The sequence below is a fragment of the Streptomyces sp. NPDC002092 genome, assembly GCF_053593775.1.
Genome location: NZ_JBSFDG010000013.1, coordinates 27,599 through 54,108, shown reverse-complemented (window position 1 = coordinate 54,108; position 26,510 = coordinate 27,599). Strand labels below are relative to the sequence as shown.

Here is a 26,510-nt window from a genome sequence, read left to right as displayed (position 1 = left end):
AGGTGTCCATCACTTGCTGGGTGGTGTGAGTACGGGCGTACGAGGTGGCGCCGGCACCGTCTGCGCCGTCCCGCGGGGACGGTCCGTGGGTGCTCCCGGGTGGGACGGCGCCCGCCGCCTCGGCCGGGGGATGCGTACTCCACCGGCCGCGGTGACCGCGAGTGCGCCGAGCAGGGCCAGGACGGCGGCGGGGGCGAGGACGGCCCAGGGGGCGCGTTCGGCGTACGGCTGGTTCTCGGCGAGCAGCAGGCCCCATTCGGGGGAGGGGGGTTGGGCGCCGAGTCCGAGGAAGCTGAGCGCGGCCAGGTTCAGGGCGATGCCCGGCAGTCGGAGAAGGGTGTGGCGGACGACGGGCGGCAGGACGGCCGGGAGCAGTTCGCGGGTGAGCAGATACCAGTCGGTGGCGCCGAGGGCGCGGGTGGCGGTGAGGTGGGTGGTGGCGCGTTCCTGTTGGAGGAGGGCGGAGGTGTGGGTGGCCAGCGGGGTCCAGGCGCCGACGGCCACGGCGATGGCCGGGGTCCAGGGGCCGCTGCCCGCGAGGCCGGTGACGAGGAGTCCGGCCAGGACGGGTGGTATGGCGTTGATGGTGTCGGACAGGGGCCCGGAAAGGCGGGGGAGCAGGCCCAGCAGGACGCCGGTGGCGAGGGCGGCGGCGCTGACGGCCAGGGCTATGCCGAGGGTGGTGAGAACGCCGTGGGCGATGCGGGCCAGCATGTCGCGGCCGAGCGCGTCGGTGCCCAGCACATGTGCGTACGAAGGGGGTTGGAGCCGGGCGGCGGGGTCCAGGGCGAGCGGGTCCCGTGGCAGGCCGAGGCCGATGACGGCGGCCAGCAGTGCCCCGTACAGCAGGGGAAGGATGCCGCGCGCCGGCGGTGCGGGCGGATGCAGGGAGTGCAGGGCGCCGTCGCGCAGCGCGGGCCCGCTGAGCAGCCGGGCGGCGAGCCGCGCCAGGGCACTGGCGATCGCGGCGAGCAGGACCAGAGCGAGCGTGCCGGTCTGCAGGACGGGCAGGTCCTGGGCGAGGGCCGCCCGCAGGGTGAGCTGACCCAGACCGGGGATGTCGAAGATCTGCTCCACGGCGACGGCTCCGCCGGTGAGGCCGACCACGAACAGCCCCAGGTTGGGCAGAAGTCCGGGCACGCAGCGCCGCAGCGCCTTGCGGGCCACGGACCTGGGCGGGACGCCCCGGGCGGCGGCGGCCAGCGCCCACGGCTCTGCGAACGCGCCGGGCAGCAGGTCGTCGAGGAGCCGGCCAAGGACAGCGCCGGTGGGCAGCCCCAGCGCGAGGGAGGGCAGGACCATCCACTGGGGGCCGTACCAGCCGAGGGCGGGCAGCCAGCCGAGCTGTACGCCGATGACCGAGGCGAGCACGGAGGCGACGAGGAACTCCGGCAGCGCGGCCAGCACCGCCGATCCGGTGCTGCCCGGACGCCTGGTGCCGAGACGGCGCTTCGAGCCCAGCCACAGGGTGCGGGCGCACACGGCACCGGCCGTGCACGCGGCGACTGCGACAGCTCCGGCCATGAGCAACAGGGAAACGCCGAGGGCCTGTGTGACGGAGGGCAGCGCCTCGCTGCCGGAGACCCAGGAGCGGCCCGCGTCCCCGTGCAGCAGCCCGTCCAGCCAGCGTCCGAGCAGCAGTAACGGACCGTCACTCAGGCCGAGTTGGTCCCGTACGGCCTGTAGCGCCTCGGGGGTGGGATCGCGGTCGGCGGCGCGGGCCTTGAGTACGGTCAGCGCGGGGTCGGTGCGCGACAGCCACGGCAGCAGGCCGATCACGCAGACCAGGGCGGCGGTGAGGACGGCACGCCACAGCAGCGTGGGGCCGCCGCCCTGCGCGAGATCACGCAGGGCGGCAGGCAGGGCGGAGGGGCCGCCGTGGCGGCCGGATGTGCGGTTCAGCGCCGGGTTCCTGTTCCCACGTACTGGCGCTCGTCCCAGCTGAACAGCGCGCCCTGCACCGACTTGGCGATGCCCAGGACGGCCTTGACGTGGACGAGGGGGATCACCGCGTCGGTGCCGAGGATCGCCGTCTCGGCCTTCATGGCGGCGTCCTGCCGCCTGCCGGTGTCGGACTGTGCCTGGGCGGCGGCGACGAGCCGGTCGACGCTCTTGTCGCACAGCAGCGACAGGTTGTACGTGCCGTGGCAGGTGAAGTCGCTGGCCAGGACGGAGACGGGGTCGCCGGTGTCGAGCATCATGTTGCGGGAGGTCACGGCGGCGTCGTACTTCCCGGCCAGCATGTCGCTTTCGACCTGCGAGTCACCGCGCACCACCAGGTTCACCTTGAACCCGGCCTTCTGCAGGTCCTGTTGCAGCACCTGGGCGACCTCGGGCAGCTCGGGCCGGGTGGAGTAGGTGGCGATGGTGATGCTCTTGCCGTCGGGGGCGGTGGCCTTCGTCCGTCCGGTGGGCGCGACGCGCTTGCCGGCAGCCCAGGGCAGGGCGGGGCCGAAGAGGCCCTTGGCGGGTTCGGCGTATCCCTCGTACACCTGCTTGGCGATGACGGAGGCGCCGACGGCTTCGCGCGCGGCGGCCCGCAGTCCGGGGTCGGTGAAGGGGCCGGACCTGGTGTTCAGGTACAGGCTGGTGTCGCGGGCGGTGTCCGTCTCGTGGACGGTGCCCTTGTCCAGGGAGGCGATCTGCGAGACGGGGATCGCCTGCGCGATGTCCGCCTGGCCGGTGCGCAGGGCGTTGGCGCGGGCGGTGCCGTCGGCGATGAACTGGACATCGATGCCCGGGGCTTGCGCGCGGCCGGCCCAGTAGTCGTCGAAGCGGCTCAGGGTGGCTGCGGTGTCGCCGGTGATCTTCGTGATCTCGAAGGGGCCGGTTGCCGTGCCGGCCGGGTTCACCGTGCCGTTCCTTTCGTACGCCTTCGGAGAGAAGACCGCCAGGCTCGGGTTCGACAGCCGCAGCGGCAGCACCGGGTCGGCCGTGCCGGTGCCGACCCGCACCCGGTCCTTGCCCTCGGCCCGGGCGGTCAGCCGCACGCCGGTCAGCGCGGTGGGCGCCGGCTCGGCCCGGGCGGCGTGCGTGAGGGCGGAGGCCACGGCCTCGGCGGTGACCTCGGTGCCGTCCTGGAACCGGGCGTGCCGCAGCGTGAACACCCAGCTCCGGTCTCCCTTTTCGCTGTTCCACGACTCGGCCAGCGCGGGGATCGCGGTGCCGTTGGCGTCCAGCCGGGTCAGCCCCTCCGACACACCCAGCCGGGACATGATGAACGAGTCCTGGCCGTAAGGGGAGTAGTGCTCGGTCGGGGCGAAGGCCAGCGCCACGCGCAGCCGGGCTCCGGCCGCCGTGTTCGACGAGCCGGAGGGTGAGGAGTCGTCCTCTTGCGAGGCGAAACAGCCGCTGAGGAGGGGAGCGAGGAGCAGGCCGGCTATCAGCCGGCGGCGGGGTCTTCTCATGGTTCGCGTACGTCTTCCGGCGGTGGCGATCACGGGCGTCGACGGAAACATACATGAAAACCGTTTCCATTTCACCGGCGGGTTCGCGGTGTGGAAGCGTTTCCCCCACGGGGCGGTTCGGTCTTCGTCGTGCGCGGGGTGCCGGCGTCAACCGTCGTTGTGGGCAGCCAGGATGCGCTGCACTCTTTCGGCGTTCGTCTCGATGTGATGGCTCGCCTCGCGCTGTGCTCGCCGGGCGTCGCCTGCCCGAATCGCTTTCATGAGCGGCTCGTGCTCGCTGACCACCTTGCACGGGTTCTCGTACTCCCGCTCGTGCGCGGACAGTGCCATGAGGTAGAAGCGCAGTTCCCGGGTCAGTCCCGCATGGAACGCGTCGATGCGGCTGTTGCCGAGGGCTGCCACGATCGCCGAGTGAAAGGCCAGGTCCGCGGCCACAATGTCGGCACGCTCGTGTGAGGCGGTCACCGTCTCGAGGCGGGAGTAGGCCTCCTCCACGACCGCGAGTTGCTCGGCGGAGAGAGGGGTCGCCAGTGCGGCCGTCTCGAGGTGCCGGCGCGCGGTGTAGAGCTCTGCGACCGTCTCGTGGGTCGGAGAGATGATCACGGCCCCGCGGTTCACCTCGAACCGGACCAGGCCGCCGTGCTCGAGCAGACGGACCGCCTCACGGACCGTGTTGCGCGCGATGCCGAGTTCCGCGGCGATCGCACTCTCGCGCAGTCGCTCACCAGGCCGGAAGGCCCCCGCGAGAATCCGCTGCGAAAGACCGTCGGCGATCTGCTGTGCGGTCGTCGTCCTGCGGGCCACCAACCCGTCGAGTGCCGTCATGGCGTCATCGTACCGACTCGGAGCTCTAGCGCTCAACAGTAGAACTGTTCTACAGTTCCACACCGACGGCGGCACAGCTCGACTTTCCCCTGGGCCAGCGTCTCCGCTCCGTCGCCCGACGCGGCAAGACCTGCCCCCGGCACACCACCGCGAAGCCAGGCGCTCCACGTCCCCATCCGACCCGCAGACCGCCTGACGCTCACACGGCTCCCGTTGTCGCATGCGCGACCCCGGCAACGACGCCGCAGAAAGGCTCATAACAGTGCAGACAACCCCCGAAGTCACCACAGAGCGCCTCCAGACGGACGCGCCAGGACCGCTCAGACAACGGCACGTCCGAATGATCGCCCTCGGCGGCATCGTCGGCGCGAGCCTCTTCGTCGGCAGTGGAGCGGTCATCCATACCGCGGGTCCGGCGAGCATCCTCTCCTACGCCCTCGGCGGCCTCCTGGTCATCCTCGTGATGCGGATGCTGGGGGAGATGGCCACCGCTTCCCCCACCCTCGGGTCGTTCATGGAATACGCCCGCGCCTCGCTCGGCGGCTGGGCGGGGTACACCATCGGCTGGCTGTACTGGTACTTCTGGGTGGGCGTCGTGGCGTTCGAGGCGGTGGCCGGCGCGAAACTGCTCCTGCTGTGGATCCCGGGCGTACCCCAGTGGGTCTTCTCCCTGATCCTGATGACCCTGCTCACCGCCTCGAACCTCGTGTCCACCCGCTCGTTCGGCGAGACCGAGTTCTGGCTGGCCTCGGTCAAGATCGTCACGATCGTCGTCTTCCTTCTCGCCGGCACCCTCTTCGCGCTGGGAGTCTGGCCGGGGTCGACGCTGTCGGTCGGCAACGTCACCCACGGCGGCTTCGCCCCCCACGGTCTGTCGGCGATCCTGCACGGCATCGTGATGGTGATCTTCGCCTACGTCGGCACGGAGATCGTGACCATCGCCGCGGCGGAATCCGCCGACCCGGTGAAGTCGGTGGTCAAGGCGACCTCCTCGACGGTCTGGCGTGTGATCATCTTCTACGTCGGTTCGGTGACCCTGCTGGTGATGATCACCCCGTGGGAGCAGATCCCGACCCAGACCAGCCCGTATGCGGCCGCCTTCGGCAAGATGGGCATTCCGGTGGCGAGCACCATCATCAGCGTGGTCGTCCTCACCTCCGTGCTGTCGGTCCTCAACTCCGGCCTGTACACGGCCTCGAGGATGTTGTTCGCACTCCAGCGTCACAACTGGGCGCCGAGATGGGTCGCCGACCGCAACCGGAAGGGGACGCCCTGGAAGGCGATTCTGGCCTGCACGTCCGCCGGTTATGTCACCGTCGTCATGAGCTACGTCGCCCCGGACTCCGTCTTCGATTTCATCATCAACTCCGCCGGGGCCGTGGGGCTGTTCGTCTACGCGATCATCGCCGGATCGCAGCTGCGCATGCGGCGCCGGCTGGAGCGCGAGGCCCCCGAGCGGCTCAAGCTCCGCATGTGGGGCTATCCGTACCTGAGCTGGATCACCCTGGTGGGCATCCTGGCCGTGGTGGGCTCCATGCTGCTGGTTCCGGACGCCCGCTCGCAGCTCTACCTCAGCGTCCTCAGCCTGGCCGTCATCCTCGCCACGTACGTGGTTGTGCGGTACGTGCAGAAGGCCGCCGCACGTCGATGACGAGCGAGGTACCGACGCCGACCCGGGTGGCCCTTGTCACGGGCGCCACCTCCGGGATAGGCGCCGAAGCTGCCCGGCGACTCCACCATGACGGACACGCCGTGCTTTTCAGCGGCCGTTGCGGCGAACGCGGCGAGGCTCTGGCACGTGAACTCGGCCGGAACAACGCCTGCTTCGTCCCGGCCGATCTCACCGGGGACGGCGAACCCGACCGCCTCCTGGAACATGCCATCGACCGGTTCGGCAGGGTCGACGTCGTGGTGAACAACGCGGCAGCCGATCACACCGGAGAACTGCTGCACGTCCCGGCCGCCGAGATCCGCCACACCTTCGAGATCAACACCTTCGCCGCGATCGCCGTCCTCCAGGCGGCAGGGCGCGCCATGCGGCAGTCGGGAGGCAGCATCGTCAACGTCACCTCCCGGCTGGCCACGGTCGGCGTTCCCACGATGGGCGTCTACAGCGCCAGCAAGGGCGCGATGAAGGCCCTGACGGCAGCGGCCGCGGTGGAACTCGCGCCGTACGACATCCGCGTCAACGCCGTAGCACCCGGCATGACCCGCACCCCGCTCTACGAGGCCTGGCTCAGCTCCCACAAGAACCCGGAAGCCGCCGCCCGCCAAGTGGCAGACCGCATTCCGCTCGGCCGTCCGGCCACACCGCAGGACGTCGCACACGCCATCGCGTTCCTGGCCTCACCCGACGCCGGCTACATCACCGGCATCACCCTGCCCGTCGACGGCGGCTACACCGCCCAATAGCCCGCACACCCAGGGAAAAGTCATGTCCCACGAGAACCCGCCCGTCCTGACCGGTCCCGCCCTCTGGAGCGCCCAGGCCCACCTCCCGTCCGTCCTGGGACGCCAGCTGACCGTCGACCGCGCCGAAGGAAGCCACGTGTTCACCACGGACGGCCGCCGTCTGTTCGACGGCACCGCCGGCCTGTGGCACGCGAACGTCGGCCACGCCCGTCCCGAACTAGCCGAGGCCGCCTACGAGCAGATGCGGCGCCTGGAGACCTACCACATCTTCGGCCGCTACCTGAACGACCGAGCTGTCGAACTCGCCGAGCGCCTGGCCACGCTCTCGCCCATCGACGACCCCAAGGTCATCCTCAACAGCGGCGGCTCCGACGCCATCGACGTCGCCTGCAAACTCGCCCGCCGCCACTGGCAGCGCGAGGGACGCACCGGCAAGACGGCGATCCTCAGCCGCGAGTTCGCCTACCACGGCCTGCACGCCTACGGCACCAGCATCGCCGGCCTCGACTTCAACCGCGCCGGCTACGGCACCGAGTCCCTGGTGCCCGAGACCGCGCGTATCTCGACCCACGACATCGAGGCGGTGGAGCGCAGGGTGCGCGACATCCACCCGGAGAACATTGCGGCGGTCGTGACGGAGCCCATCCAGGGCACCGGCGGCGTCAACCCGCCCGCGCCGGGCTACCTGGAGGGGCTGCAGCGCATCTGCCGGGAGAACGACATCCTCCTGATCGTCGACGAGGTCATCACCGGGTTCGGACGCACGGGTTACATGTTCGCCTCCGAGCGGTACGGGCTGCGGCCCGACCTGATCACCTTCGCCAAGGGCGTCACGTCCGGCTACGCCCCACTGGGCGGCGTCCTCGCCGCGCCCCACATCTGGCAGCCGTTCTACCGCGACTCCTCCGACACCCCCGTCTTCCGCCACGGCGCCACCTACGCCGGGCACGCGACCGCCTGCGCCGTCGCCCTGCGCAACCTCGACCTCCTTGAAGAGGACAAGCTGCTGCCCCGAGTGACCGAACTGGAGCAGCTGCTGGCCCGCGAACTGAACGGCCTCACGGCCCGAACAGCGGTGGTGGAGACGCGTGTGGCAGGTTTCCTGGGCGGCATCACGCTGACGGACGACATCAGCGCCGAAGCGGTCACCGACGCACTGGTCGAACACGGTTTCATCACCCGACCCCTGCGCGGCAACACCGTGCAGATCAGCCCGCCGTTCATCACCACCGACGACGAGATCCGGCAGCTCGTGGCCGCCATCGACACCGTCCTTGCCGTACAGGAAGCCAAGTGACCACCATGCGCGCCCTTCCCGACGCCGATCCGACCGCCCTGGCCGACTCCGAGAAGGTCCTGGCCAACCTCGATCTCGCCGTGCCGGGCGTGAACCGCACCTTCGACGTCCACGACCCGTCCACCGGCCAGACGATCGCCCAGGTCCCCGACCTCGACGTCCAGCAGGCCCTGGACGCCGTCGCCCGCGCCGACGAGGCCGGCCGCTCCTGGTCCGCCACCACCACCCGGCACCGCGCCGACATCCTGCGCACCTGGTACGACCTGATCCTCAGCAACGCCGAGATGATCGCCCTGCTCATCACCCGCGAGATGGGCAAGCCGCTCCCCGAGGCCCGCGCCGAAGTCACCTACGGCGCGGACTTCGTCCGCTGGTACGCCGAGGAAGCGGTACGCCCCGCCGGAAACCTCCGCGATGCTCCCACCGACGGGGCCCGTCTGTTCACCCGGCGCGCACCGGTGGGGCTGTCGGTCCTCATCACACCGTGGAACTTCCCCCTCGCCATGGCCACCCGCAAGATCGCCCCGGCGCTCGCCGCCGGCTGCCCCGTCGTCATCAAACCCGCACCCAACACCCCCCTGACCACGATCTTCGCGGTCCAACTCGCCATCGCGGCCGGTGTCCCCGAAGACCTGGTGCAGGTCGTCACCACCACGGACGCCCCTGCTTTCAGCACCGCAGTGCTGGCCGATGCACGAGTGCGCAAGGTGTCCTTCACCGGTTCCACCGGGGTCGGCAAGGCGCTCCTGCGGCTCGCGGCCGACAACGTACTGAAGAGCTCCATGGAACTGGGCGGCAACGCCCCGCTGCGCACTGGGTCGCCGAGCGGCGCGGGCTGGCCCGGCCGCGCACCGAGCAGCCGGTCTACTCGATCCTGAACCGGGGCATCGAGCGCGAGGTGCTCCCGGTGGCGCAGGAGTTCGGCATGGGCACCCTGGTCTGGTCACCGCTCGGAGGCGGCCTGCTGACGGGGCGGTACCGCAAGGGCCAGGAGGCCGCGACGCACCGGTCGAAGTTCGGCTTCCGGCAGCACACGGACGACCGTCGGCTCGACGTGGTCGAGCAGCTCATCCCGCTGGCCGAGGAGGCCGGCCTGCCGCTCACGCATCTCGCGATGGGCTTCGTGCTCGCCCACCCGGGCGTGACGTCCGCCCTCCTCGGACCGCGGACCATGGAACACCTGGACGACCTGCTCGCGGGCGCCGACGTCACCCTCACCGACGATGTGCTGGACCGGATCGACGCGATCGCGCCGCCCGGCACCGACACCGGCACCCTCGACCACGCCTACCAGCCGCCGGCCATCGAGCGCCCCGAACTGCGCCGCCGACCGGCCGGCGAACGCACGGCGGCATGACGCCGGCTCCTGCCGGAGCCCTGCCTGGCGGTTGGAAGTTCAACGGCCAGTGGCCACAGTTCCTTGGCGGTTCCGTGCTTGTACCACTCCTCGACTATCCGCTCCAGGGGCGTCTGGCGCCGATGGCGAACGGCCCATTGCAAAGCGAACTGCCCGACGCGCTCTGCTACAGCAAGTCGCCCGTCCCTGCTGATGATCTCCAGGGCTTCCCTCTCGACCTTTAGGGTGTCGAGTTGTTCGGTCAGCTTCGCCGCCCTGGCGTAGACATGCCCGATCGGATCGCCGCGCAGAACAGCTGCAGCCAGCAGGAAGGTGCGTTCGAAGCTTGTACGGGACCGCCCTTCGGGTTCATGCCACGTGTAGAGCTCGTGGGGCCTCCCCCTGAGGGCAAGCCCAGACATGAGTCTTGGCCGCCGTGATGGCGACGATCGGGGACAGCGTGACACCCGCGCGAGCATTTCTGCTGTGGCCGAATCGTCCGAGAAGCCGAGGCTGGCTGCTTGCTGGAGAACTGACCCGGCGGCCTCAAGGAACAGTCCGGATACCGCGTAGCGAGTGACGCCCCGGGGCGGTGGGCACGCGTTCTGCCGCTGGAGTGCGCGTGCCCACGGGAGCGTCGCGGGGGCTCTGTGCTCGCCGCGTCATCGCCCCGACCGGGACATCGGGTCAGGAGAGGTCGAACCGATCGAGGTTCATCACCTTGTCCCACGCGGCCACAAAGTCACGCACGAACTTCTCTCCCGCGTCCTGGCACGCGTAGACCTCCGAGACGGCCCGAAGCTGGGAGTTCGAACCGAGGATGAGGTCGACCGCGGTGGCGGTCCACTTGAGCTCGCCCGTGGCGCGGTCCCGGCCTTCGAACACGTTCTCGTCCGAAGTCGATGTCTGCCACTGAGTGCCCATGTCGAGCAGGTTGACGAAGAAGTCGTTGGTCAGTGTCTCCGGCCGGTGCGTGAAGACGCCGTGCGGGGATCGCTTGAAGCCGGTGTTCAGGACCCGCATGCCGCCGATCAGCACCGTCATCTCGGGAGCGGTCAGCGTCAGCAGGTTGGCGCGGTCCAGCAGGAGGGTCTCCGGCGACAACTTCTCTCCCGTCCGGAGGTAGTTGCGGAATCCGTCGGCCCTGGGTTCGAGCACGGCGAACGACTCCACGTCGGTCTGTTCCTGCGAGGCGTCCGTGCGCCCCGGTGCGAACGGGACCGTGATGTCGTACCCGGCGTTCTTCGCGGCCTGCTCGACGGCCGCGCACCCGCCCAGGACGATCAGGTCGGCGAGCGAGACCTTCGTTCCGCCGGCATGCGAGAGGTTGAAGTCCTGCTGGATCTGCTCCAGCTTCTGCAACGCCTCGGCCACCTCGGGCAGCTGGTTGACCTCCCAGTCCCGCTGCGGTGCGAGCCGAAGCCGTGCCCCGTTGGCCCCGCCACGCTTGTCGGTGCCGCGGAAGCTCGCCGCCGCCGCCCAAGCGGTGGTGACCAGCTGGGAGATGGACAGTCCCGAGGCGACGATCCTGCTCTTGAGGGCGGCGATGTCCTCGTCCGTGACGAGCTCGTGATCGACCTCGGGGACGGGATCCTGCCACAGTTGCGGCTCGGGAACCCACGGGCCGAGGTAGCGCGCGACGGGTCCCATGTCGCGGTGCAGCAGCTTGTACCACGCTTTGGCGAACGCCTCCGCGAGCTTGTCCGGGTTCTCGTGGAAGCTCTTCGCGATCGGGCCGTAGACCGGATCCAGCTTCAGGGCGAGGTCCGTCGTCAGCATCATGGGAGCGTGCCTCTTCGACGGATCATGAGCGTCGGGCACCGTGTCCTTGGCCGAAGGGTCCGTGGGAGTCCACTGTTTGGCACCGGCGGGGCTCGTCGTCAGCTCCCAGTCGTACCGGAACAGGTTGTCCAGGTACCCGTTGTCCCACCTCGTCGGCTCGGTGGTCCATGCGCCCTCGAGCCCACTGGTGAGCGCGTCGGCGCCCTTGCCGCTGCCGTACATGTTCCGCCAGCCGAGGCCTTGCTGCTCGACGGGGCAGGCCTCGGGTTCCGGACCGATGTACGCCGGATCGACGGCACCATGGCACTTGCCGAAGGTGTGACCGCCGACGATGAGTGCGACCGTCTCCTCGTCGTTCATCGCCATGCGTCCGAATGTCTCGCGAACGTCCCGGGCGGCGGCGATCGGATCCGGGTTGCCGTTGGGCCCCTCCGGATTGACGTAGATCAGTCCCATCTGCACCGCACCGAAAGGCGTGGCGAGTTCCCGGTCGCCGCTGTAACGCTCATCTCCGAGCCAGGTGTCCTCGGGCCCCCAGAAGATTTCCTCGGGCTCCCAGATATCCTCTCGCCCGAAGCCGAACCCGAACGTCTTGAACCCCATTGATTCCATCGCGCAGTTGCCGGCGAAAACCAGGAGGTCGGCCCAGGAGATTTTCCGGCCGTACTTCTGCTTGACCGGCCAGAGCAAACGGCGCGCCTTGTCGAGACTCGCGTTGTCCGGCCAGCTGTTGAGGGGGGCAAAGCGCTGAGCGCCGCTGCCGCCACCGCCCCGGCCGTCGGCGATCCGGTACGTGCCCGCCGCGTGCCAGCTCATCCGGATGAAGAGCGGCCCGTAGTGGCCGTAGTCGGCAGGCCACCAGTCCTGCGACGTCGTCATCACCTCGAAGACGTCCCGCTTCAGCGCGTCCAGGTCGAGGGTCGCGAACTCTTTCGCGTAGTCGAAGTCCTCGTCCATCGGATTGGAGAGGGACGAGTGCTGGTGGAGAATCTGAAGGTCCAGCTGGTTCGGCCACCAGTCCCGGTTTGTCCTGGGCCGAGTCGGCGTGGGGGTCGGTGAGGGGATTGCTGGGTTCTCGCTTTCGCTGCCGGACACGTCCGTCCTTCTTTCTGTCTCCGTGTTTCCACGCACAATGCCGATGATGGTGATGTGTCGGCGTCCGTATGGTCGCGCACCGCACACCGCACCGCTACGAAACACGCAGAGCGCCCCGCATGACAGACGTGCGACGAGCGGCTGCTTTCTGCTCCCCCGGACTTCCGGCGCAAACCGATTCCGGGTTCCCGGATATTCTGACCGCAAACCGTCGGAAAAGTGGCCGGGAACTCACGCCGTCGCCCTCATGTCGGGGTTCCCGGGCCTGCCGCCTCCTCGTCAGGGGGCGTAGCCACGTCGGCCGGTGCCGGGACGGGCTGCTGGACGGCCTTGGGCAGGGCCTGTTCGGCCCAGATCACCTTGCCCTGTGGGGTGTACCGGGTGCCCCAGCGCTCAGCCATCTGTGACACCAGGAACAGGCCCCGGCCGCCCTCGTCCGTGGTCGCGGCGTACCGCAGATGCGGTGAGGTGCTGCTGCCGTCGGACACCTCGCAGATCAGCGTGCGGTCGCGGATCAGCCGTACGTGAAACGGCTCGGCGCCATAGCGGATGGCGTTGGTGATGAGCTCACTCAGGACGAGCTCCGTGGTGAAGCCGAGTTCTGACAGGCCCCAGGCTTCGAGCTTCTCGGACACGGCGTCGCGCATCCCCGCGACCGCCGCCGGGTCCGGCGGTACATCCCAGTCGGCGATCCGGTCGGGCGGCAGTTCCTGCGTGCGTGCGACGAGCAGGGCGACGTCGTCCTCGGGGCGCTCGGGGAGCAAGCTGTCCAGCACGTCCTGGCAGGTCTCCTCGGGCGGCCGTCCGGGGTGGCCCGTCAGCGCATCGCGCAGCAGTTCCATTCCCAGATCCAGGTCGCGCCTGCGGTCCTCGATGAGGCCGTCGGTGTACAGGACGAGCTGGGTTCCCTCCGCGAGGCACAGCTCCGCGGTCCGGAACGGCATGCCGCCGAGGCCGAGGGGCGGGCCGGCCGGCACGTCCGGGAAGGTGACGGTTCCGTCGGGCTGGACCAGTGCGGGCGCCAGATGCCCCGCACGCGCCGTGACGTAGCTGCGCGTCACGGGGTCGTAGATCCCGTACAGGCAGGTGGCGCCCACGAGGCCTGCGGCACTCTCGGCCGACTCGTTCTGGTCGATGCGGCCGACCAGGTCGTCCAGACGGCTCAGCAGCTCGTCGGGCGGCAGATCGAGGGAGGAGAAGTTGTGCACCGCGGTCCGCAGTCGACCCATCGTGGCGGCGGCGTGGAGGCCGTGGCCGACCACATCGCCCACGGCCAGTGCCACCCGGCTCCCCGGCAGGGGAATGACGTCGAACCAGTCCCCGCTCACGCCCGACTGGGCGGGGAGGTAGCGGTAGGCGATGTCGAGGGCGTTCTGCTCGGGCACGGCCTGCGGCAGCAGGCTGCGCTGGAGGGTGACTGCGAGGGCGTGCTCACGGGTGTAGCGGCGGGCGTTGTCGATGCTTGTCGCGGCACGGGCCACCAGTTCCTCCGCCAGCGACAGGTCCTCCTCGTCGAAGGGCTGACGTGGTCGCGCGCGCCAGAAGTTGGCCATGCCCAGCACGACGCCGCCGGCCTGGACGGGGGCGCTGATGAGGGAATGGATGCCGTAGTCGATGATCGCCTCGGCGCGCCCCGGGTCCTGCACGCGCCAGCCCGTGGCCGTCGGCAGATCGCTCACCAGCTGGGAGCGGCCGCTGCCGTAACCGCGCGCCTGGGGCGTGGAGGGAAGGTAGTCGAAAAGCCGCCCCTGCTCGGAGAGCGGATGGTCGTCCCGGATGCCGCGCACGGCACCGCGTCGCATGTCCTTCGCCGTGGGCGCCGGCTCCTCGCCGTGCAGGACGGCGTCGGCCAGGTCCACAGTGACGAAGTCCGCGAAGCGGGGAACGGGGACGCGCGCCAACTCGTCGGCGGTGCGCAGCACGTCCAGCGTGGTACCGATGTGGAGTCCGGCGTCGTACAGCAGCCTGAGCCGTTCCCGCGCCACATCTGCCCTGCCGGTCACCGCCTGCAGTTCGGTGGTGTCGCGCAGCGTCACCACCGTCCCTTTGGGGCCGCCCTCGCGATCCGTGGGCCGCTGGTTGACCGCGAGCAGCCGATCTCCGGCGAGGTGCACCTCGTCAGTGGCCTCGTGTCCGGAGACGAGAAGCGCCTTCGTCTCGGGATCGAGGCCCGGCAGATCCGAGACAAGCCGTCCCTCGACGTCCGGGGGCAGCTCCAGCAGTCGTCTGGCTTCGTCGTTCGCCAGCATCAGCCGCCCGTCGGCAGCCACGATCAGCACCCCTTCCTTGACGGAGTGGAGCACCGTGTCGTGGTGCTCGTACATCAAGGTCATCTCGTCCGGGGCCAGGCTGTGTGTCTGCCGCCGCAGCCGTCGGCCCACCAGGACCGTCACACCGGTGGACAACGCGAGCGCCCCGGCCCCTGCCCCCAGGATGATCGGTAGTTGGCGGTCCACCTGACTTTCGACGTTCTTGACCTTCATCCCGGCTGAGACGAGGGCCACCACCTTGCTGTCGGCGTTCTTGACCGGGACCGTGGCCTGCACCTCGCGACCGAGCGGGCCCTTGACGCTCTCCACGTAGACCTTCCCCGCCAGCGACGGCCCGATCTTGCCCACGAACCGCTTTCCGATGCGGTCCGGCAAGGGGTGCGTGTACCGGATGCCCTTGGTGTCCATGACCACGATGAAGTCGACGCCGGTGGCCCGGCGTGCCGCCTCGGTGAGCGGCTGGAGAATTTTGCTCGGCTCCGGGGCCCGCAGTGCCGCCAGGATGCCTGGTGAGTGTGCGAACGTCTGCGCGACGGCCGTGGAGCGGCGCTTGGCCTCGGCGCTGGTGTCCCGCTCCGACTGCAGGACGAGGGCAAAGACGCCGGCGGTTACGAGCAGCACCACCAGGGCCACCTGGAAAACCAGCACCTGCCCGGCCACGCTTCGCGTGCCCTTGCTGATCAGCCCCTTTGCTGAGGGGCGCTGAAAACGGGCGAAACGATTCGCCATGCGACCTTTCTAACACCGGTGATCCCAAGTGGCCAGGCCTGCCCGCGCTGCCCTTGCCCGGCTGAGTTCGGGTGTCTGTGTGGTCATGCGCGGTATGGGCCGGTCCTCAGGGCGGGGCAGGTCGCCCCGATCGCTCGCGTGACGTGCGTGACGTCCCCGCGACCGATGTCCGCTCAGGTCGATATGATGCATTTTGTGATCATGCTTGGGCGGCTGTGGCGCCGTCGTCCTGCCTACGGCGGCCGATGGGAAGCTGCCCGGCTCTCACCCGTGATCCTGACCGTCCTCATCGCCGGCCTGGCGTTCTCCACCCCCAGGGAAATCGCCGTCAGCCGCCTTCTGCCCGCCGCACCCGCCCTTGCCGCCGCGATGTGGCCCGTGCTCCCCACGATCCTGCTGGGGGCGTTCTGCCTGCTGACCATGATCGTTCTCAGCTTCTTCTACACCGATCTGGGCACGCAGTACACGTCGGCCGCGATCATCGCGGTCACTTTGGCGGCCGCGTACGCGAGCCATGTCCGGCTTCAGCGAGAGGAAATACTCTTCCAGGTCCGGCTCGTCGCCGACGCGGTCCAGAAGGTGCTGCTGCGCCCGCTGCCGCGCCGCATCGAGGACGTCGAGATCGAGTCGCTGTATCTGGCGGCCCAGGAGCAGGCCCGGGTCGGCGGCGACTTCTATGAGGCGATCGGTACAGCGCACGGGGTCCGGCTGCTCATAGGTGACGTACGCGGCAAGGGCATGGCCGCGGTGGGTGCGGCCTCGGCGGTGATCAGCTGCTTCAGGGAGGCCGCGTACGACGAGCCCGACCTGCAGGGCATCATCCACCGGCTGGAGACCACCATCACGCGCCACAGCGCTGCGTTTCCCGTCCAGGACCAGTCGGAGCACTTCGCCACCGCTCTCCTCGCCGAGATCCCGTCCGGCGGCGGCCACCTGCGACTGCTCAACTGCGGGCATCCCCCGCCGCTGATCGCGCACCGTGGGCAGGTCCGGATCCTCGAGCCCACCATCCCCTCGCCGCCCCTCAACCTCGCGGAGCTGATCGGTGACCGCTACTGGGTCGACATCGTCGCCATCGCCCCGGGTGACCAGTTGCTGCTGTACACGGACGGCGTATCGGAGACCCGGGACCACACGGGCCAGTTCTTCCCGCTGTCCGACTGGATGCGGCGGCAGGGCCTGGAGCAGCCCCGCGAGCTGCTCGACCGGCTGCACAGGGATCTGCTGCAGCACAGCGGCGGAAGGCTCGACGACGACATCGCCGCCCTCGCGCTGAAGTGCTCTCGGGGGCCATGACGGGAGGAGTTGCGGGGCGTCGTCCCACGGGCCCGCCGGCTTCGGCTGCGCGCTGCGACGCAGGTCGGCCGGCACCGAGTCAGCACGCCACCAACCCCGTGCTGGTTCCGTGCTGACTTCGAGGGCCAGAATCAAGTAAAACCGCAGGTTCTAGCCCCGATCGAATGAGTTGTCGTACCACTCGACGGTGGTGCCGATGAGGCTGGCGGCGACGATGCGGGGAAGGTTGGACGGGGCTGGCGGAGCGGTCGCGGGGGAGGACATCGGCACCACTTCCTGGCGGTCGACGGGGACGATTGCGTGTCGCCACACCGTAGGAACGGGCAGATCCATCGCTCAGATTGTCGAAAGTGACCCTTGACTTCCCCGCGGTCCGGGGTGAGCCGTCTGCGCAGCCTCGGCGTCCGCCCACCTGAACGGGGCGGCCAGATTCCGCTTTCCTGGTGCCTTCGACCGCTCCCACAGGCAACCACCGCCCCTCGCTCATCGACGAGATCTCGCCGGACAGACCCTGTCCGCGCCCGGCAGCACAGGTCACAGGCACGTCCTTCGTCGCTACGGCACCTGAGGGCGGGCACCGATCCATTGGAGCCATCTTCAAATCTCGGGCACAAATTCCACACGTTCCTCTCTCCAGGCGGGTTCCGATGGTCTAGATTGACCTTGCTTCGCATGCTGGGACACGAGGCGACAAATGGTGATCCATGGGTCGGTGATGCAGACGGGCGCGTAGCCGTGTCTCTGGCGCCGACGTGGGGGTGATCAATTCTTGGGGCCCGAAAGGGGCTTCGGGTGCGGGGAGCATCCGAGGTGTCGACGGGTTTCCGTACAACTCGAGAGTCTGGCCGGGCATGTGAGTGTGCCGCGGCCGGGGCGAGTTGTTCAGGTGCGGTTGCAGTAGCCGTGATGTCGTGCGCGGGAGGCGGGGGCCTCTTTCGGGAAGGGACAGCGCATCGCGGGGGGCGGGGACCTCCCAAGGGGAGGAAGCGTGCGGGAGGCGGGGGCCTCCCGTGGGGGAGGGGCAGCAGTGTTGGACGAACACGTCGTACCACTGGGGACCGGGGGGTTTCTGTGCGGCAGGGGGGAATAGTCGACCCTTTTTCGTCGGCGCGCGGGCGTCTGGCGAAAGAGGCGATCAGCCGGCCCGCGAGCGACTGGGAGCAGCGGTACCGCCGTACCGTGATCACCAGCGACACCGTGGCCACCGCCTCGGTGGTGGGGACGATAGGCAACTTCTTCGGGGCCCGGGACGCGGCCAACTGGCACGAGAAGTGGGGGATACTCGCCTTCGGCACCTGGCTGCTCGTGCTGGCAGCGCTTGCGGTCGGACGTGCCTGGGCTCCGGCCGTGCTCGGCCAGGGCGCCGAGGAATTCCGAAGACTCGGACGCTCACTGTTCGCGGCGACCGTCGTACTGGCGCTCGGCGGGATAGCCCTCACCTCGCGCAACATCAAGCTCTGGATCTTCGTCGCGATCCCCGCGATCGCGGTGGTCACCATGACGGAGCGGTATGTGCTCCGCCTCTGGCTGCACAAACAGCGCAAGGAAGGCCGGTGCCTGAGGCCGGTGCTCGCCGCCGGAAGCCCGGCCACCGTGCGCGACCTGATCACCCGAACCCGCAAGTTCCCGCACATCGGCTGGCGCGTTGAGGCCGTGTGCACGCCGGACGGTCGCGGACGCGACGGCGACCAGCTGGACGGCGTGCCGGTGGTCGGCCGGCTGACGGACGTCGCCAAGCACGTCCACCACGACGGCTACCGCGTCGTCGCCGTCACACCCGACCCGCACTGGACGCCGGACCGGCTGCAGCGGCTGGCCTGGAACCTCGAAGGCAGCGACGCCGAGATGGTCGTGGCGCCGGTGCTGATGGAGGTGGCCGGCCCGCGGCTGCACGTCGACGCGGTGCTCGGTATCCCGCTGCTGCGGGTCAGCCTCCCGGCCTTCACCGGAGGCCGCCGGGCCATCAAGGCGGTCGTCGACCGGGTCGGCGCTGCGGTCCTGCTGATGCTGTTCGCGCCGCTGATGGCGTTCGTCGCGGTGCTCATACTGGCGGACAGCCGGGGCGGAGCCTTCTACCGCCAGCGCAGGGTCGGCAAGGACGGCCGCGAGTTCACCATCCTCAAATTCCGCACCATGGTCGTCGACGCCCACCGGGCACGTGCGGAACTCGCCGACCAGAACGAGGGCGCAGGGCTGCTGTTCAAGGTCCGCCACGATCCGAGGGTGACCCGGGTCGGGGGAGTGCTGCGCCGGTACTCGATCGACGAACTCCCGCAGCTCTTCAACGTGCTGACGGGATCGATGTCGCTCGTCGGTCCACGGCCGCCCCTGCCGGAGGAGTGCGCCGCGTACGACCCCGACATCCGGCGGCGGTTGCTGGTCAAGCCCGGGCTCACCGGTCTGTGGCAGATCAGCGGACGCAGCGACCTGCCGTGGGAGGAGGCGGTCCGCCTCGACCTCAGGTACGTGGAGGACTGGTCGCTCGCCCTGGACACGGTGATCTTGTGGAAGACGATGCGTGCGGTGCTTCACGGGCAGGGGGCCTACTGATGCGCGGGGGGCGTCGTCCGGCCGACATGTGGACGGCAGGCCACAAGGGCCTTGCTGGGGGGATCGCAGGCCACAAGGGCCTGTGTGGGGGGAGGAACGGGTCATGAGAGTCAGCGTTTTCGGGCTCGGCTACGTGGGCTGCGTATCGGCCGCGTGCCTGGCCAGCATGGGGCACGAGGTCATCGGCGTGGACGTCAACCAGGTGAAGGTCGACCTGGTCAACGACGGCAAGGCCCCGGTGGTCGAGGAGCGGATCGGTGAGCTCATCGCCGACGTCGTGCGGACCGGAGCCCTGCGCGCCACCGCCGACGTCCGCGAGGCCATCATGGACAGCGAGATCTCGCTGGTCTGTGTGGGCACGCCGTCGGAGCCCAACGGCAGCCTGTGCACCACGTACTTGGAGCGGGTCACCGAGGAGATCGGCGCCGCGCTCGCCGAGCGCGGCGGGCGGCACACCGTCGTGTTCCGCAGCACCATGCTCCCGGGCACCTGCCTGAACCTGCTGGTGCCGATCCTGGAGAAGAACCTCGGCGGCACGGTCGGGGTGGACGTCGGGGTCGCGGTCAACCCGGAGTTCCTGCGCGAGGGCACGAGCGTGCGGGACTTCTTCGACCCGCCCAAGACCGTCATCGGTGAACTCGACCCGGCCAGCGGCGACGCCGTGATGGCGCTGTACGAGGGCCTGCCCGGCGAGGTGTTCCGGGTGCCGGTCCCGACGGCCGAGGCGATCAAGTACGCGGACAACGCGTTCCACGGACTGAAGATCGGCTTCGCGAACGAGCTGGGCGCGGTGTGCCAGGCGCTCGGGGTGGACTCGCACCAGGTGATCGACGTGTTCCTGGCCGACCGCAAGCTGAACATCAGCCCCGCCTATCTGCGGCCCGGCTTCGCCTTCGGCGGCTCCTGCCTGCCCAAGGACCTGCGCAGCCTCGTCCATGCGGCGCAGCGGGCGGACGTCTCGGTGCCCATCCTCTCCCATGTGCTGCCCTCCAACGCCGACCATCTGCAGCGCGCGGTGGACCTGGTCGAGCGCACCGGAAAGCGCCGGGTGGGAATGTTCGGGCTGTCCTTCAAACCCGGCACCGACGACCTCCGCGAGAGCCCGCTCGTCGAGCTGGCGGAGCGCCTCTTCGGCAAGGGGTACGACCTCAAGATCTACGACGCCAATGTGAGCCTGTCCCGGCTGCTCGGCGCGAACCGCGAGTACATCGAGAACCGGCTGCCGCACCTCGCGCAGCTGCTCGCGGAGTCCGTCGAGGAGGTGCTCGACCATGCCGAGGTGTGCCTGGTCGGGACCAGGGACCCGGCCGTGCTGTCGGTGCTGCCCCACGGGAATGCCCCGGTGATCGTCGACCTCATCCACCTTCCCGACGCCGATGCGCGCCGGACCGAACCGGGGTACGTGGGCCTTGCTTGGTAATGCAATCAGCGGTGAGGGATCCGGGCGACGCGCCCTGATCCTGGTGGAGAACCTGTCGGTGCCCTTCGACCGGCGGGTCTGGCAGGAGTGCACGACGCTGCGCGACGCGGGCTGGACGGTGGACGTCATCTGTCCGCAGGGCACCAAGCGCGACACCGAGCCGGAGGCGGTGATCGACGGGGTGCGGATCCACCGCTACCCGCTGCGCGCGGCCACCGGAGGGCCGGCCGGCTATCTCAAGGAGTACGGATCGGCGCTGTGGCACACGGCCCGGCTGGCCCGCAAGGTCGGCCCGGTCGACGTGGTCCACGCCTGCAACCCGCCCGACCTGCTGTTCCTGCCGGCCCTGTGGCTCAAGCGGCGCGGCGCGCGGTTCGTCTTCGACCAGCACGACCTGGTGCCCGAGCTGTACCTGTCCCGGTTCGACCGCGGCAAGGACCTGCTCTACCGCGGTGTGTGCGCGCTGGAACGGCGGACCTACCGGGCCGCCGACATCGTCCTCGCCACGAACGAGAGCTACCGCGACGTCGCGGTGCGCCGCGGCGGTAAACGCCCGCAGGACGTGTTCGTGGTGCGCAGCGCTCCCCAGATCGAGCGGTTCCAACCGGTGCCGCCCGAGCCGGAGTTGAAGCGCGGCAAGCCCCATCTGCTGTGCTACCTCGGCGTCATGGGCCCCCAGGACGGCGTCGACTACGCCCTGCGGGCCCTGGCGAAGCTGCGCGACGAGCTCGGGCGGACCGACTGGCATGCGGTCTTCGTCGGTTCCGGCGACGCCTTCGACGCGATGGTGGAGCTGTCCAGGAAGCTCGGCCTCACCGAGCAGGTGCAGTTCACCGGGCGCATTCCGGACGCGGACCTGGTTCGCTACCTGTCCACCGCGGACGTGTGCCTGTCTCCCGACCCGCGCAACCCGCTCAACGACGTGTCGACCATGAACAAGGTCCTCGAGTACATGGCGATGGGCCGGCCGATCGTCTCCTTCGAGCTGAAGGAGGCGCGCGTCTCCGCCGGTGACGCCGCCGTCTACGCACCCGCCAACGACGAGGCCCGGTTCGCCGAACTCGTCGCCGAGTTGATGGACGACCCGGACAGGCGGGCCCGGATGGGCAAGACCGGCCAGGAACGGATCAGCGGGCCGCTGTCCTGGGAGAACTCACAAGCGTCGCTGCTCGCCGCCTATGCCGCCGCCTGCCGTGACCACACCCCGGTGTCGGCGGTCGAGCCGGTCCGGACAGGGAAGAGGCAGCGCAGTTGAGCGAGGACACGATACGCCTGGTCACCATCGGGCGGATATTCAGCCGGCGCTGGCGGCTGCTCGCCGTCCTCACCGTCGTGGGCGCGCTGGTCGGCTTCGGCGCCTCGGTCGTGGTGTTCCCACCGCGGTACACGGCATCGGCACCGGTACTGCTGCCGGGACTGTGGGAGGAGCGCGAACTGCTCACCCAGGTGGACCTCGCCACCAGTTCGGCGGTCGTCGACCGCGCGGCCGACGCTCTGCACTGGTCCGGCGTGGGCACCTCCGACCTGCGGAAGCAGGTCAGCGCCAAGGCCGCGGACGGGAACATCATCACGATCGCGGGTACGGCCGACACTCCGAAGCGCGCGCAGCAGCTCGCCGACCAGGTGGCCCAGCAATTCGTGCAGTACACCGCGCAGATCGCGGGCAGCGGCACGGACTCCGCAACAACCACGGCGAACGACACGCTGCGCAAGCAGGTCGAGGAGACCAACCGCCGCATCAGCGACCTGGCGAAGGCGGCCGATCCCGGTCAGACCGTGGAGAGCGTGCAGGCCCGTACTGCGCTCGAGAACCTGCGCACCTCGCTGGAGGGGGCCATGAAGAAGGTGGACGAGGCCAACCCGGCGACCAACAAGGCAGGCATGGTCGTCATGGGGCCCGCCGCCCCGCCGAACGGCGAGGCCGCGCCGACAAGGATCCAACTCGTCGTCGGCGGCGCACTGCTGTTCTTCCTGCTCGCCGTCATCGGCCACCTCGTCGCCGCCCGGATGAACCGCCGACTGCGCACCGAACCGGAGATCGCCGCGGCGCTGGGTTCGACGCTGCTGGGCACCGTCGACGTGGCCGGTGAACGGCGCGCGCACCGGCCGGCAGGCGGGGGCCCACGAGCCGTGATCCGCCGACTCCTCGGCCTCGACACCCCCTGGGACCTACCGGCCCCGCAGAAGTCCGGCGACGAGGCCGGCCGACGGCTGCGCTACCGGCGGGTGTGTGCCCGGCTGAAGGAGCGACTGCCCTCCGCCCAGCGGCTGTTGGTCGTCGTACCGGAAGGCGACGACATCGCCCGCCGGGCCGCAGGACAGCTCGTGGCCGAGGCCAGGAGCGGTCCGATGCTGCGGATGGTGGAGGTTTCGGTGGACCGCCCCGTGGTCCCGGACCGCGAGAACGAGTCCGGCGCAGTGGTGGTCCTCAGCGCGGACAGCTGGACCGCGGAGGAGCTCGTCGGCATCGCGGAGGCGTGCGCGGACGGCAGGCACGAGGTCGTCGGCATCGTCGTCGCCGACCTGGTCCAGGCCCGCCCCACCAGGTCCGCCGGCCCGCTTCCGGACGACGCCACGCTGGCGCTCGCGGTGCGCGGCCACGCAACGGGAGGTTCAGCGTGACGACAAGCACGACTTCGGAGTCGTCGGCTGCCACTCCGCTCATCGACCTGCAGGCGCTGGTGGTGGCGGTGCGCAGGCGCCGTCGCCTGTGGACGGCCATGGCGCTCCTCGGCCTGCTGGCCGGCGCCGCGGTGGCGGTCCTGATGCCGCCTCCGCCGACCGCGGTGACCAAGGTGCTGGTCGCGCACGCGGACGACCAGCCGAACGACACCGGAACGCTGATCCGCACCGACGTCCAGCTGCTGCAGACCACCCAGATCGCCGACAAGGCCCTGCAGGCCCTGAAGTCCCCGGTGAAGCCCGAGGACTTCATGAAGGACTACCAGGGCGCCGGTCTGACCAACAACCTTCTGCAGATCACCGTGACCGGCGACAGCGAGGCACAAGCGGTGGCCCGCGCCAAGGCACTGGCCGACTCGTTCGTCGCCGACCATGTACGGCGGATGAAGGACACCGCGCAGGCCGAGGCCAAGGCCCTGCTCGACCAGCGTGACCGCATGCGGGTCGAACTCGCCCAGGTCAACAAGCAGATAGGAAACCGCTCCCCGGACAGCGACCCGAAGGCGTCGGCGGGCATCGAGACGCTCTTCGCCCGCCGGGCCGAACTCAACTCGCGCATCTCCGACTTCGACCAGCGCGCCGCGGACGCCCGCACCGGCACGCCCCAGGTCATCGCCGGCACGCAGATCGTGGACGCGCCGCGCGCGGTGCCCCACTCCCTGCCCAAGGCCCTGGTCACCGACGCCGCCGTCGGGGGGATCCTCGGGCTCGTCCTCGGGCTTGCCATCGCCGCGGTCGGCACGGTGGTGGCGGACCGCCCGGTGCTGCGCCGGGACATCGCCGCGAACCTGGGCGCCTCCGTCATCGCGGAGCTGCCCCGCCGCTCGGGCAAGCTGTGGCGGCGCCGACGCACCCGGGTGACCCGAGAACGGCTCACCGCGACCCTGGCCCGTACCACGGGGGACTCCACGGAACCGGTGTCGCTGCTGGAACTGGGCTGTGCGCGCAGCACAAGCGTGATCGCCCTGGACCTCGCCCGGGCCCTGGCGGCACAGGGGCCCGTGACCGTCGTCGACGATCTGCCGGGCGGACAGCTCGAAGGCCGTAAGAAGCCGGGAGATCCGCCCGTGGTCAGCGGCGAGCGTGCCGCAACCCTGTCGCCTTCGGAGCGCCGCATCGGCGTCGGCTCGGTGGCGCCCGGCACGGCGTGGACCGACCTGCGCCACCTCGGCACCCAGACCGTGCTCGTCGTGCGGGCCGGACACGGCAGCGCCGCCTGGCTGCACACCGTGGCACGGCAGCTCGCGGACCAGCGCATCCCGGTGATCGGTGTGGTGCTGATCGACCCCGATCCGCGCGACCGCACCGACGGCACCCTGTGGGACGGGCTGCACACCGCGCTGCGCGGCCGTGCCGAGCGGCCGGCCCGGCAGAACGGCACCAACCAGCCGCGGACGGAGCGGCAGCCGATCTGGGCCGCACACGTCCCGGGCAACGACCAGGACGGGCGGTAGCACATGTGTGGCATCGCAGGCACCTATCGCTGGCCGGACGGAAAGGTCGTGACCGACCGGCTCACCGAGACCCTCGCCCACCGCGGCCCGGACGGAGCGGGCCGCTACGGCCACCCCGTCGGTGACGGCGAGGTGCACCTCGGGCACCGCCGTCTCTCCATCATCGACCTGACCGAGACCGGCGCCCAGCCGATGGTCTCGGACGGCCTCGCCCTGACGTACAACGGCGAGCTGTACAACGCCCCCGAGCTGCGCGCCGAGCTGGAGGCGGCCGGAGTGCGCTTCCGCGGCACCTCCGACACCGAGGTCCTCCTCGAGGCCTGGCGGCGCTGGGGCACGGACTGCCTGCCCCGGCTGCGCGGCATGTTCGCGTTCGGGATCTTCGACGAGCGCACCGGTGAACTGGTCCTGGTCCGCGACCAGTTGGGCATCAAGCCGCTGTTCCTGCTGCGGCGCGGCGAGGGCCTGGTGTTCGCCTCCGAGCTGAAGGCGCTCGCCGCCGCCACCGGCGGCAAGCTGGAGGTGGACCACGCGGCGCTGGTGGCCTCCCTCCTCTATTACTGGGTGCCGGACTCGCGGTGCGCGTTCCGCGAGGCGGAGAAGCTGCCGCCGGGCAGCTGGCTGCGGTGCCGGCCCGACGGCCGGGTGGAGCGCGGCCGGTTCTGGGACCTGAAGGACGTCGCCGCCGAGGGCCGCGAGCGGGCCCGGGCCGGCGAGCAGCCCGACCTGGCCGCCGTCGTCGAGGAGTCGACCCGGCGCCACCTGCTCTCCGACGTACCCGTGGCCACCTTCCTCTCCGGCGGCCTCGACTCCAGCTATCTGACCGCGCTGGCGGCCCGCCACCAGCCGGGCATCTCCGCCTACACGATCGGGTTCCGCGCCGAGGACGCCAAGTTCGAGGCGATGCCCGACGACCTGCGCTACGCCCGGCAGGTGGCCCAGCGGTTCGGTGTCGACCTGCACGAGATCGAGATCGCCCCGAACGTGCTCGACCTGCTGCCGCAGATGACGTACAGCCTGGACGAGCCGATCGGCGACCCCGCCGCGATCAACACGTTCCTGATCTGCACGGCCGCACGTGAGGCCGGGGTCAAGGTGATGCTCTCCGGAATGGGCGCCGACGAGCTGTTCGCCGGCTACCGCAAGCACCTGGCCAACCTGATCGCGCTGCGCTACCAGGGCGTCCCGCGGCCCCTGCGGCGCGGGGTGTCCGCGGCCGTGGACCGGCTGCCGGTCGCCACCTCCCGCCGGGGATTCCGGTCGGTGCGCTTCGCCAAGCGGTTCCTTTCCTTCGCCGAGTTGCCGGAGGAGACCGCCTTCCGGCGCAGCTACACCATGTACGACCAGGACGAACTGCTCGCCCTGCTCGACCCGGACCTGGCCGGCACGGTCGACGACGTACTGACCGAGCACGCGGACGTCTACCAGGACAACGACCTCGACGACTTCGTCAACCGGATGTGCCTGACCGACGCCCGGATGTTCCTGCCGGGCCTGAACCTCACGTACACGGACCGCTCCAGCATGGCCGCGTCGACCGAGGTACGGACGCCGTATGTGGACGTCGAGGTGGTCAAGGCGGCGTTCGCCATCCCCGGCGACCGCAAGATCGCCGGACGGCAGGGCAAGGCGGTCCTGAAGGAGGCGGCCACCTCGATCCTGCCCCGGGAGATCGTCTACCGGCCCAAGGGCCTGTTCAGCGCCCCGCTGCGGGCCTGGATGAGCCGCGATCTGGCACCGCTGGTGCGCGAGGTGGTCAACGACGGCGAACTCGTCCGCTCCGGGATCCTGCGCCGCGACGCACTCAAGCGGATGGTCGCCGAGGACGCGGCCGGGCAGCAGGACTTCTCCAAGCATCTGTGGCACGTACTGACGCTCGAGTACTGGTATCGCGACGCGACCTCTGGGTCCGGCCAGAGCACTCGTTTGACGGCTTAGGAATTTCAGAGGAGTTC

General features: G+C 70.0%; 17 protein-coding genes and 1 pseudogene. 12 read left to right on the top strand and 6 right to left on the bottom strand.

Annotated elements, in window-relative coordinates; all coding sequences use genetic code 11:
• Positions 1–9 precede the first annotated feature (9 nt).
• The 3 genes from ACWCRD_RS28450 to ACWCRD_RS28440 all read right to left on the bottom strand — a co-directional run bounded on the left by ACWCRD_RS28450 (position 10) and on the right by ACWCRD_RS28440 (position 4,232).
• On the bottom strand, positions 10–1,779 hold the full coding sequence (locus tag ACWCRD_RS28450; RefSeq protein ID WP_450968615.1) for an ABC transporter permease subunit: 1,770 nt from the start codon (positions 1,777–1,779) through the stop codon (positions 10–12).
• A gap of 119 nt (positions 1,780–1,898) precedes the next feature.
• Positions 1,899–3,407, bottom strand: a complete 1,509-nt coding sequence (locus ACWCRD_RS28445; protein ID WP_450968614.1) for an ABC transporter substrate-binding protein — start codon at positions 3,405–3,407, stop codon at positions 1,899–1,901.
• 147 nt (positions 3,408–3,554) lie between these two features.
• Positions 3,555–4,232 carry a GntR family transcriptional regulator gene (locus ACWCRD_RS28440; RefSeq protein ID WP_450968613.1) on the bottom strand — a complete coding sequence of 226 codons (678 nt, stop codon included), beginning with the start codon at positions 4,230–4,232 and terminating at the stop codon, positions 3,555–3,557.
• A 262-nt stretch (positions 4,233–4,494) separates the two neighbouring features.
• Between ACWCRD_RS28440 and ACWCRD_RS28435 the strand changes: the two genes are divergently transcribed.
• The 5 genes and pseudogenes from ACWCRD_RS28435 to ACWCRD_RS28415 all read left to right on the top strand — a co-directional run.
• Positions 4,495–5,883 carry an amino acid permease gene (locus ACWCRD_RS28435; protein ID WP_450968612.1) on the top strand — a complete coding sequence of 463 codons (1,389 nt, stop codon included), beginning with the start codon at positions 4,495–4,497 and terminating at the stop codon, positions 5,881–5,883.
• A complete protein-coding gene (locus tag ACWCRD_RS28430; RefSeq protein ID WP_450968611.1) occupies positions 5,880–6,644 on the top strand; it encodes an SDR family NAD(P)-dependent oxidoreductase in 765 nt (254 codons plus the stop codon). Before ACWCRD_RS28435 ends, ACWCRD_RS28430 begins: the two co-directional genes overlap by 4 nt.
• 22 nt (positions 6,645–6,666) lie before the next feature.
• Positions 6,667–7,941, top strand: a complete 1,275-nt coding sequence (locus ACWCRD_RS28425) for an aminotransferase family protein (RefSeq protein ID WP_450968610.1) — start codon at positions 6,667–6,669, stop codon at positions 7,939–7,941.
• A 5-nt stretch (positions 7,942–7,946) separates the two neighbouring features.
• A complete protein-coding gene (locus ACWCRD_RS28420; protein WP_450968817.1) occupies positions 7,947–8,819 on the top strand; it encodes an aldehyde dehydrogenase family protein in 873 nt (290 codons plus the stop codon).
• Positions 8,750–9,298, top strand: a pseudogene (locus ACWCRD_RS28415) (aldo/keto reductase); the annotation flags it as partial. The gene ACWCRD_RS28420 and the pseudogene ACWCRD_RS28415, both read left to right, overlap by 70 nt.
• Here ACWCRD_RS28415 and ACWCRD_RS28410 read toward each other — a convergent pair.
• The 3 genes from ACWCRD_RS28410 to ACWCRD_RS28400 form a co-directional block, all read right to left on the bottom strand.
• A complete protein-coding gene (locus tag ACWCRD_RS28410) occupies positions 9,229–9,699 on the bottom strand; it encodes a hypothetical protein (RefSeq protein WP_450968609.1) in 471 nt (156 codons plus the stop codon). The pseudogene ACWCRD_RS28415 and the gene ACWCRD_RS28410 overlap by 70 nt on opposite strands.
• Positions 9,700–9,964: 265 nt before the next feature.
• Complete coding sequence (gene katG, locus ACWCRD_RS28405; protein WP_450968608.1) at positions 9,965–12,154, bottom strand: catalase/peroxidase HPI; 2,190 nt, start codon at positions 12,152–12,154, stop codon at positions 9,965–9,967.
• A gap of 245 nt (positions 12,155–12,399) precedes the next feature.
• Positions 12,400–15,153, bottom strand: a complete 2,754-nt coding sequence (locus ACWCRD_RS28400; protein ID WP_450968607.1) for a SpoIIE family protein phosphatase — start codon at positions 15,151–15,153, stop codon at positions 12,400–12,402.
• A gap of 201 nt (positions 15,154–15,354) precedes the next feature.
• Here ACWCRD_RS28400 and ACWCRD_RS28395 point away from each other — a divergent pair, with 201 nt between their 5' ends.
• From ACWCRD_RS28395 to asnB, 7 genes are all read left to right on the top strand, one after another.
• Positions 15,355–16,449, top strand: coding sequence for a PP2C family protein-serine/threonine phosphatase (locus tag ACWCRD_RS28395; protein WP_450968816.1), 1,095 nt, complete (start codon positions 15,355–15,357; stop codon positions 16,447–16,449).
• Positions 16,450–17,520: 1,071 nt separating this feature from the next.
• A complete protein-coding gene (locus tag ACWCRD_RS28390; RefSeq protein ID WP_450968606.1) occupies positions 17,521–18,999 on the top strand; it encodes a sugar transferase in 1,479 nt (492 codons plus the stop codon).
• A 103-nt stretch (positions 19,000–19,102) separates the two neighbouring features.
• A complete protein-coding gene (locus ACWCRD_RS28385; RefSeq protein WP_450968605.1) occupies positions 19,103–20,419 on the top strand; it encodes a nucleotide sugar dehydrogenase in 1,317 nt (438 codons plus the stop codon).
• Positions 20,376–21,674 carry a glycosyltransferase family 4 protein gene (locus ACWCRD_RS28380; protein ID WP_450968604.1) on the top strand — a complete coding sequence of 433 codons (1,299 nt, stop codon included), beginning with the start codon at positions 20,376–20,378 and terminating at the stop codon, positions 21,672–21,674. The genes ACWCRD_RS28385 and ACWCRD_RS28380 overlap by 44 nt, the downstream gene beginning before the upstream one ends.
• Positions 21,671–23,041: a polysaccharide biosynthesis protein gene (locus ACWCRD_RS28375; protein WP_450968603.1), complete on the top strand. Its 1,371-nt coding sequence runs from the start codon at positions 21,671–21,673 to the stop codon at positions 23,039–23,041. The genes ACWCRD_RS28380 and ACWCRD_RS28375 overlap by 4 nt, the downstream gene beginning before the upstream one ends.
• Complete coding sequence (locus tag ACWCRD_RS28370; RefSeq protein ID WP_450968602.1) at positions 23,038–24,555, top strand: Wzz/FepE/Etk N-terminal domain-containing protein; 1,518 nt, start codon at positions 23,038–23,040, stop codon at positions 24,553–24,555. The genes ACWCRD_RS28375 and ACWCRD_RS28370 overlap by 4 nt, the downstream gene beginning before the upstream one ends.
• A 3-nt stretch (positions 24,556–24,558) precedes the next feature.
• A complete protein-coding gene (gene asnB / locus ACWCRD_RS28365) occupies positions 24,559–26,493 on the top strand; it encodes an asparagine synthase (glutamine-hydrolyzing) (protein WP_450968601.1) in 1,935 nt (644 codons plus the stop codon).
• The last annotated feature ends 17 nt before the right edge of the window (positions 26,494–26,510 follow it).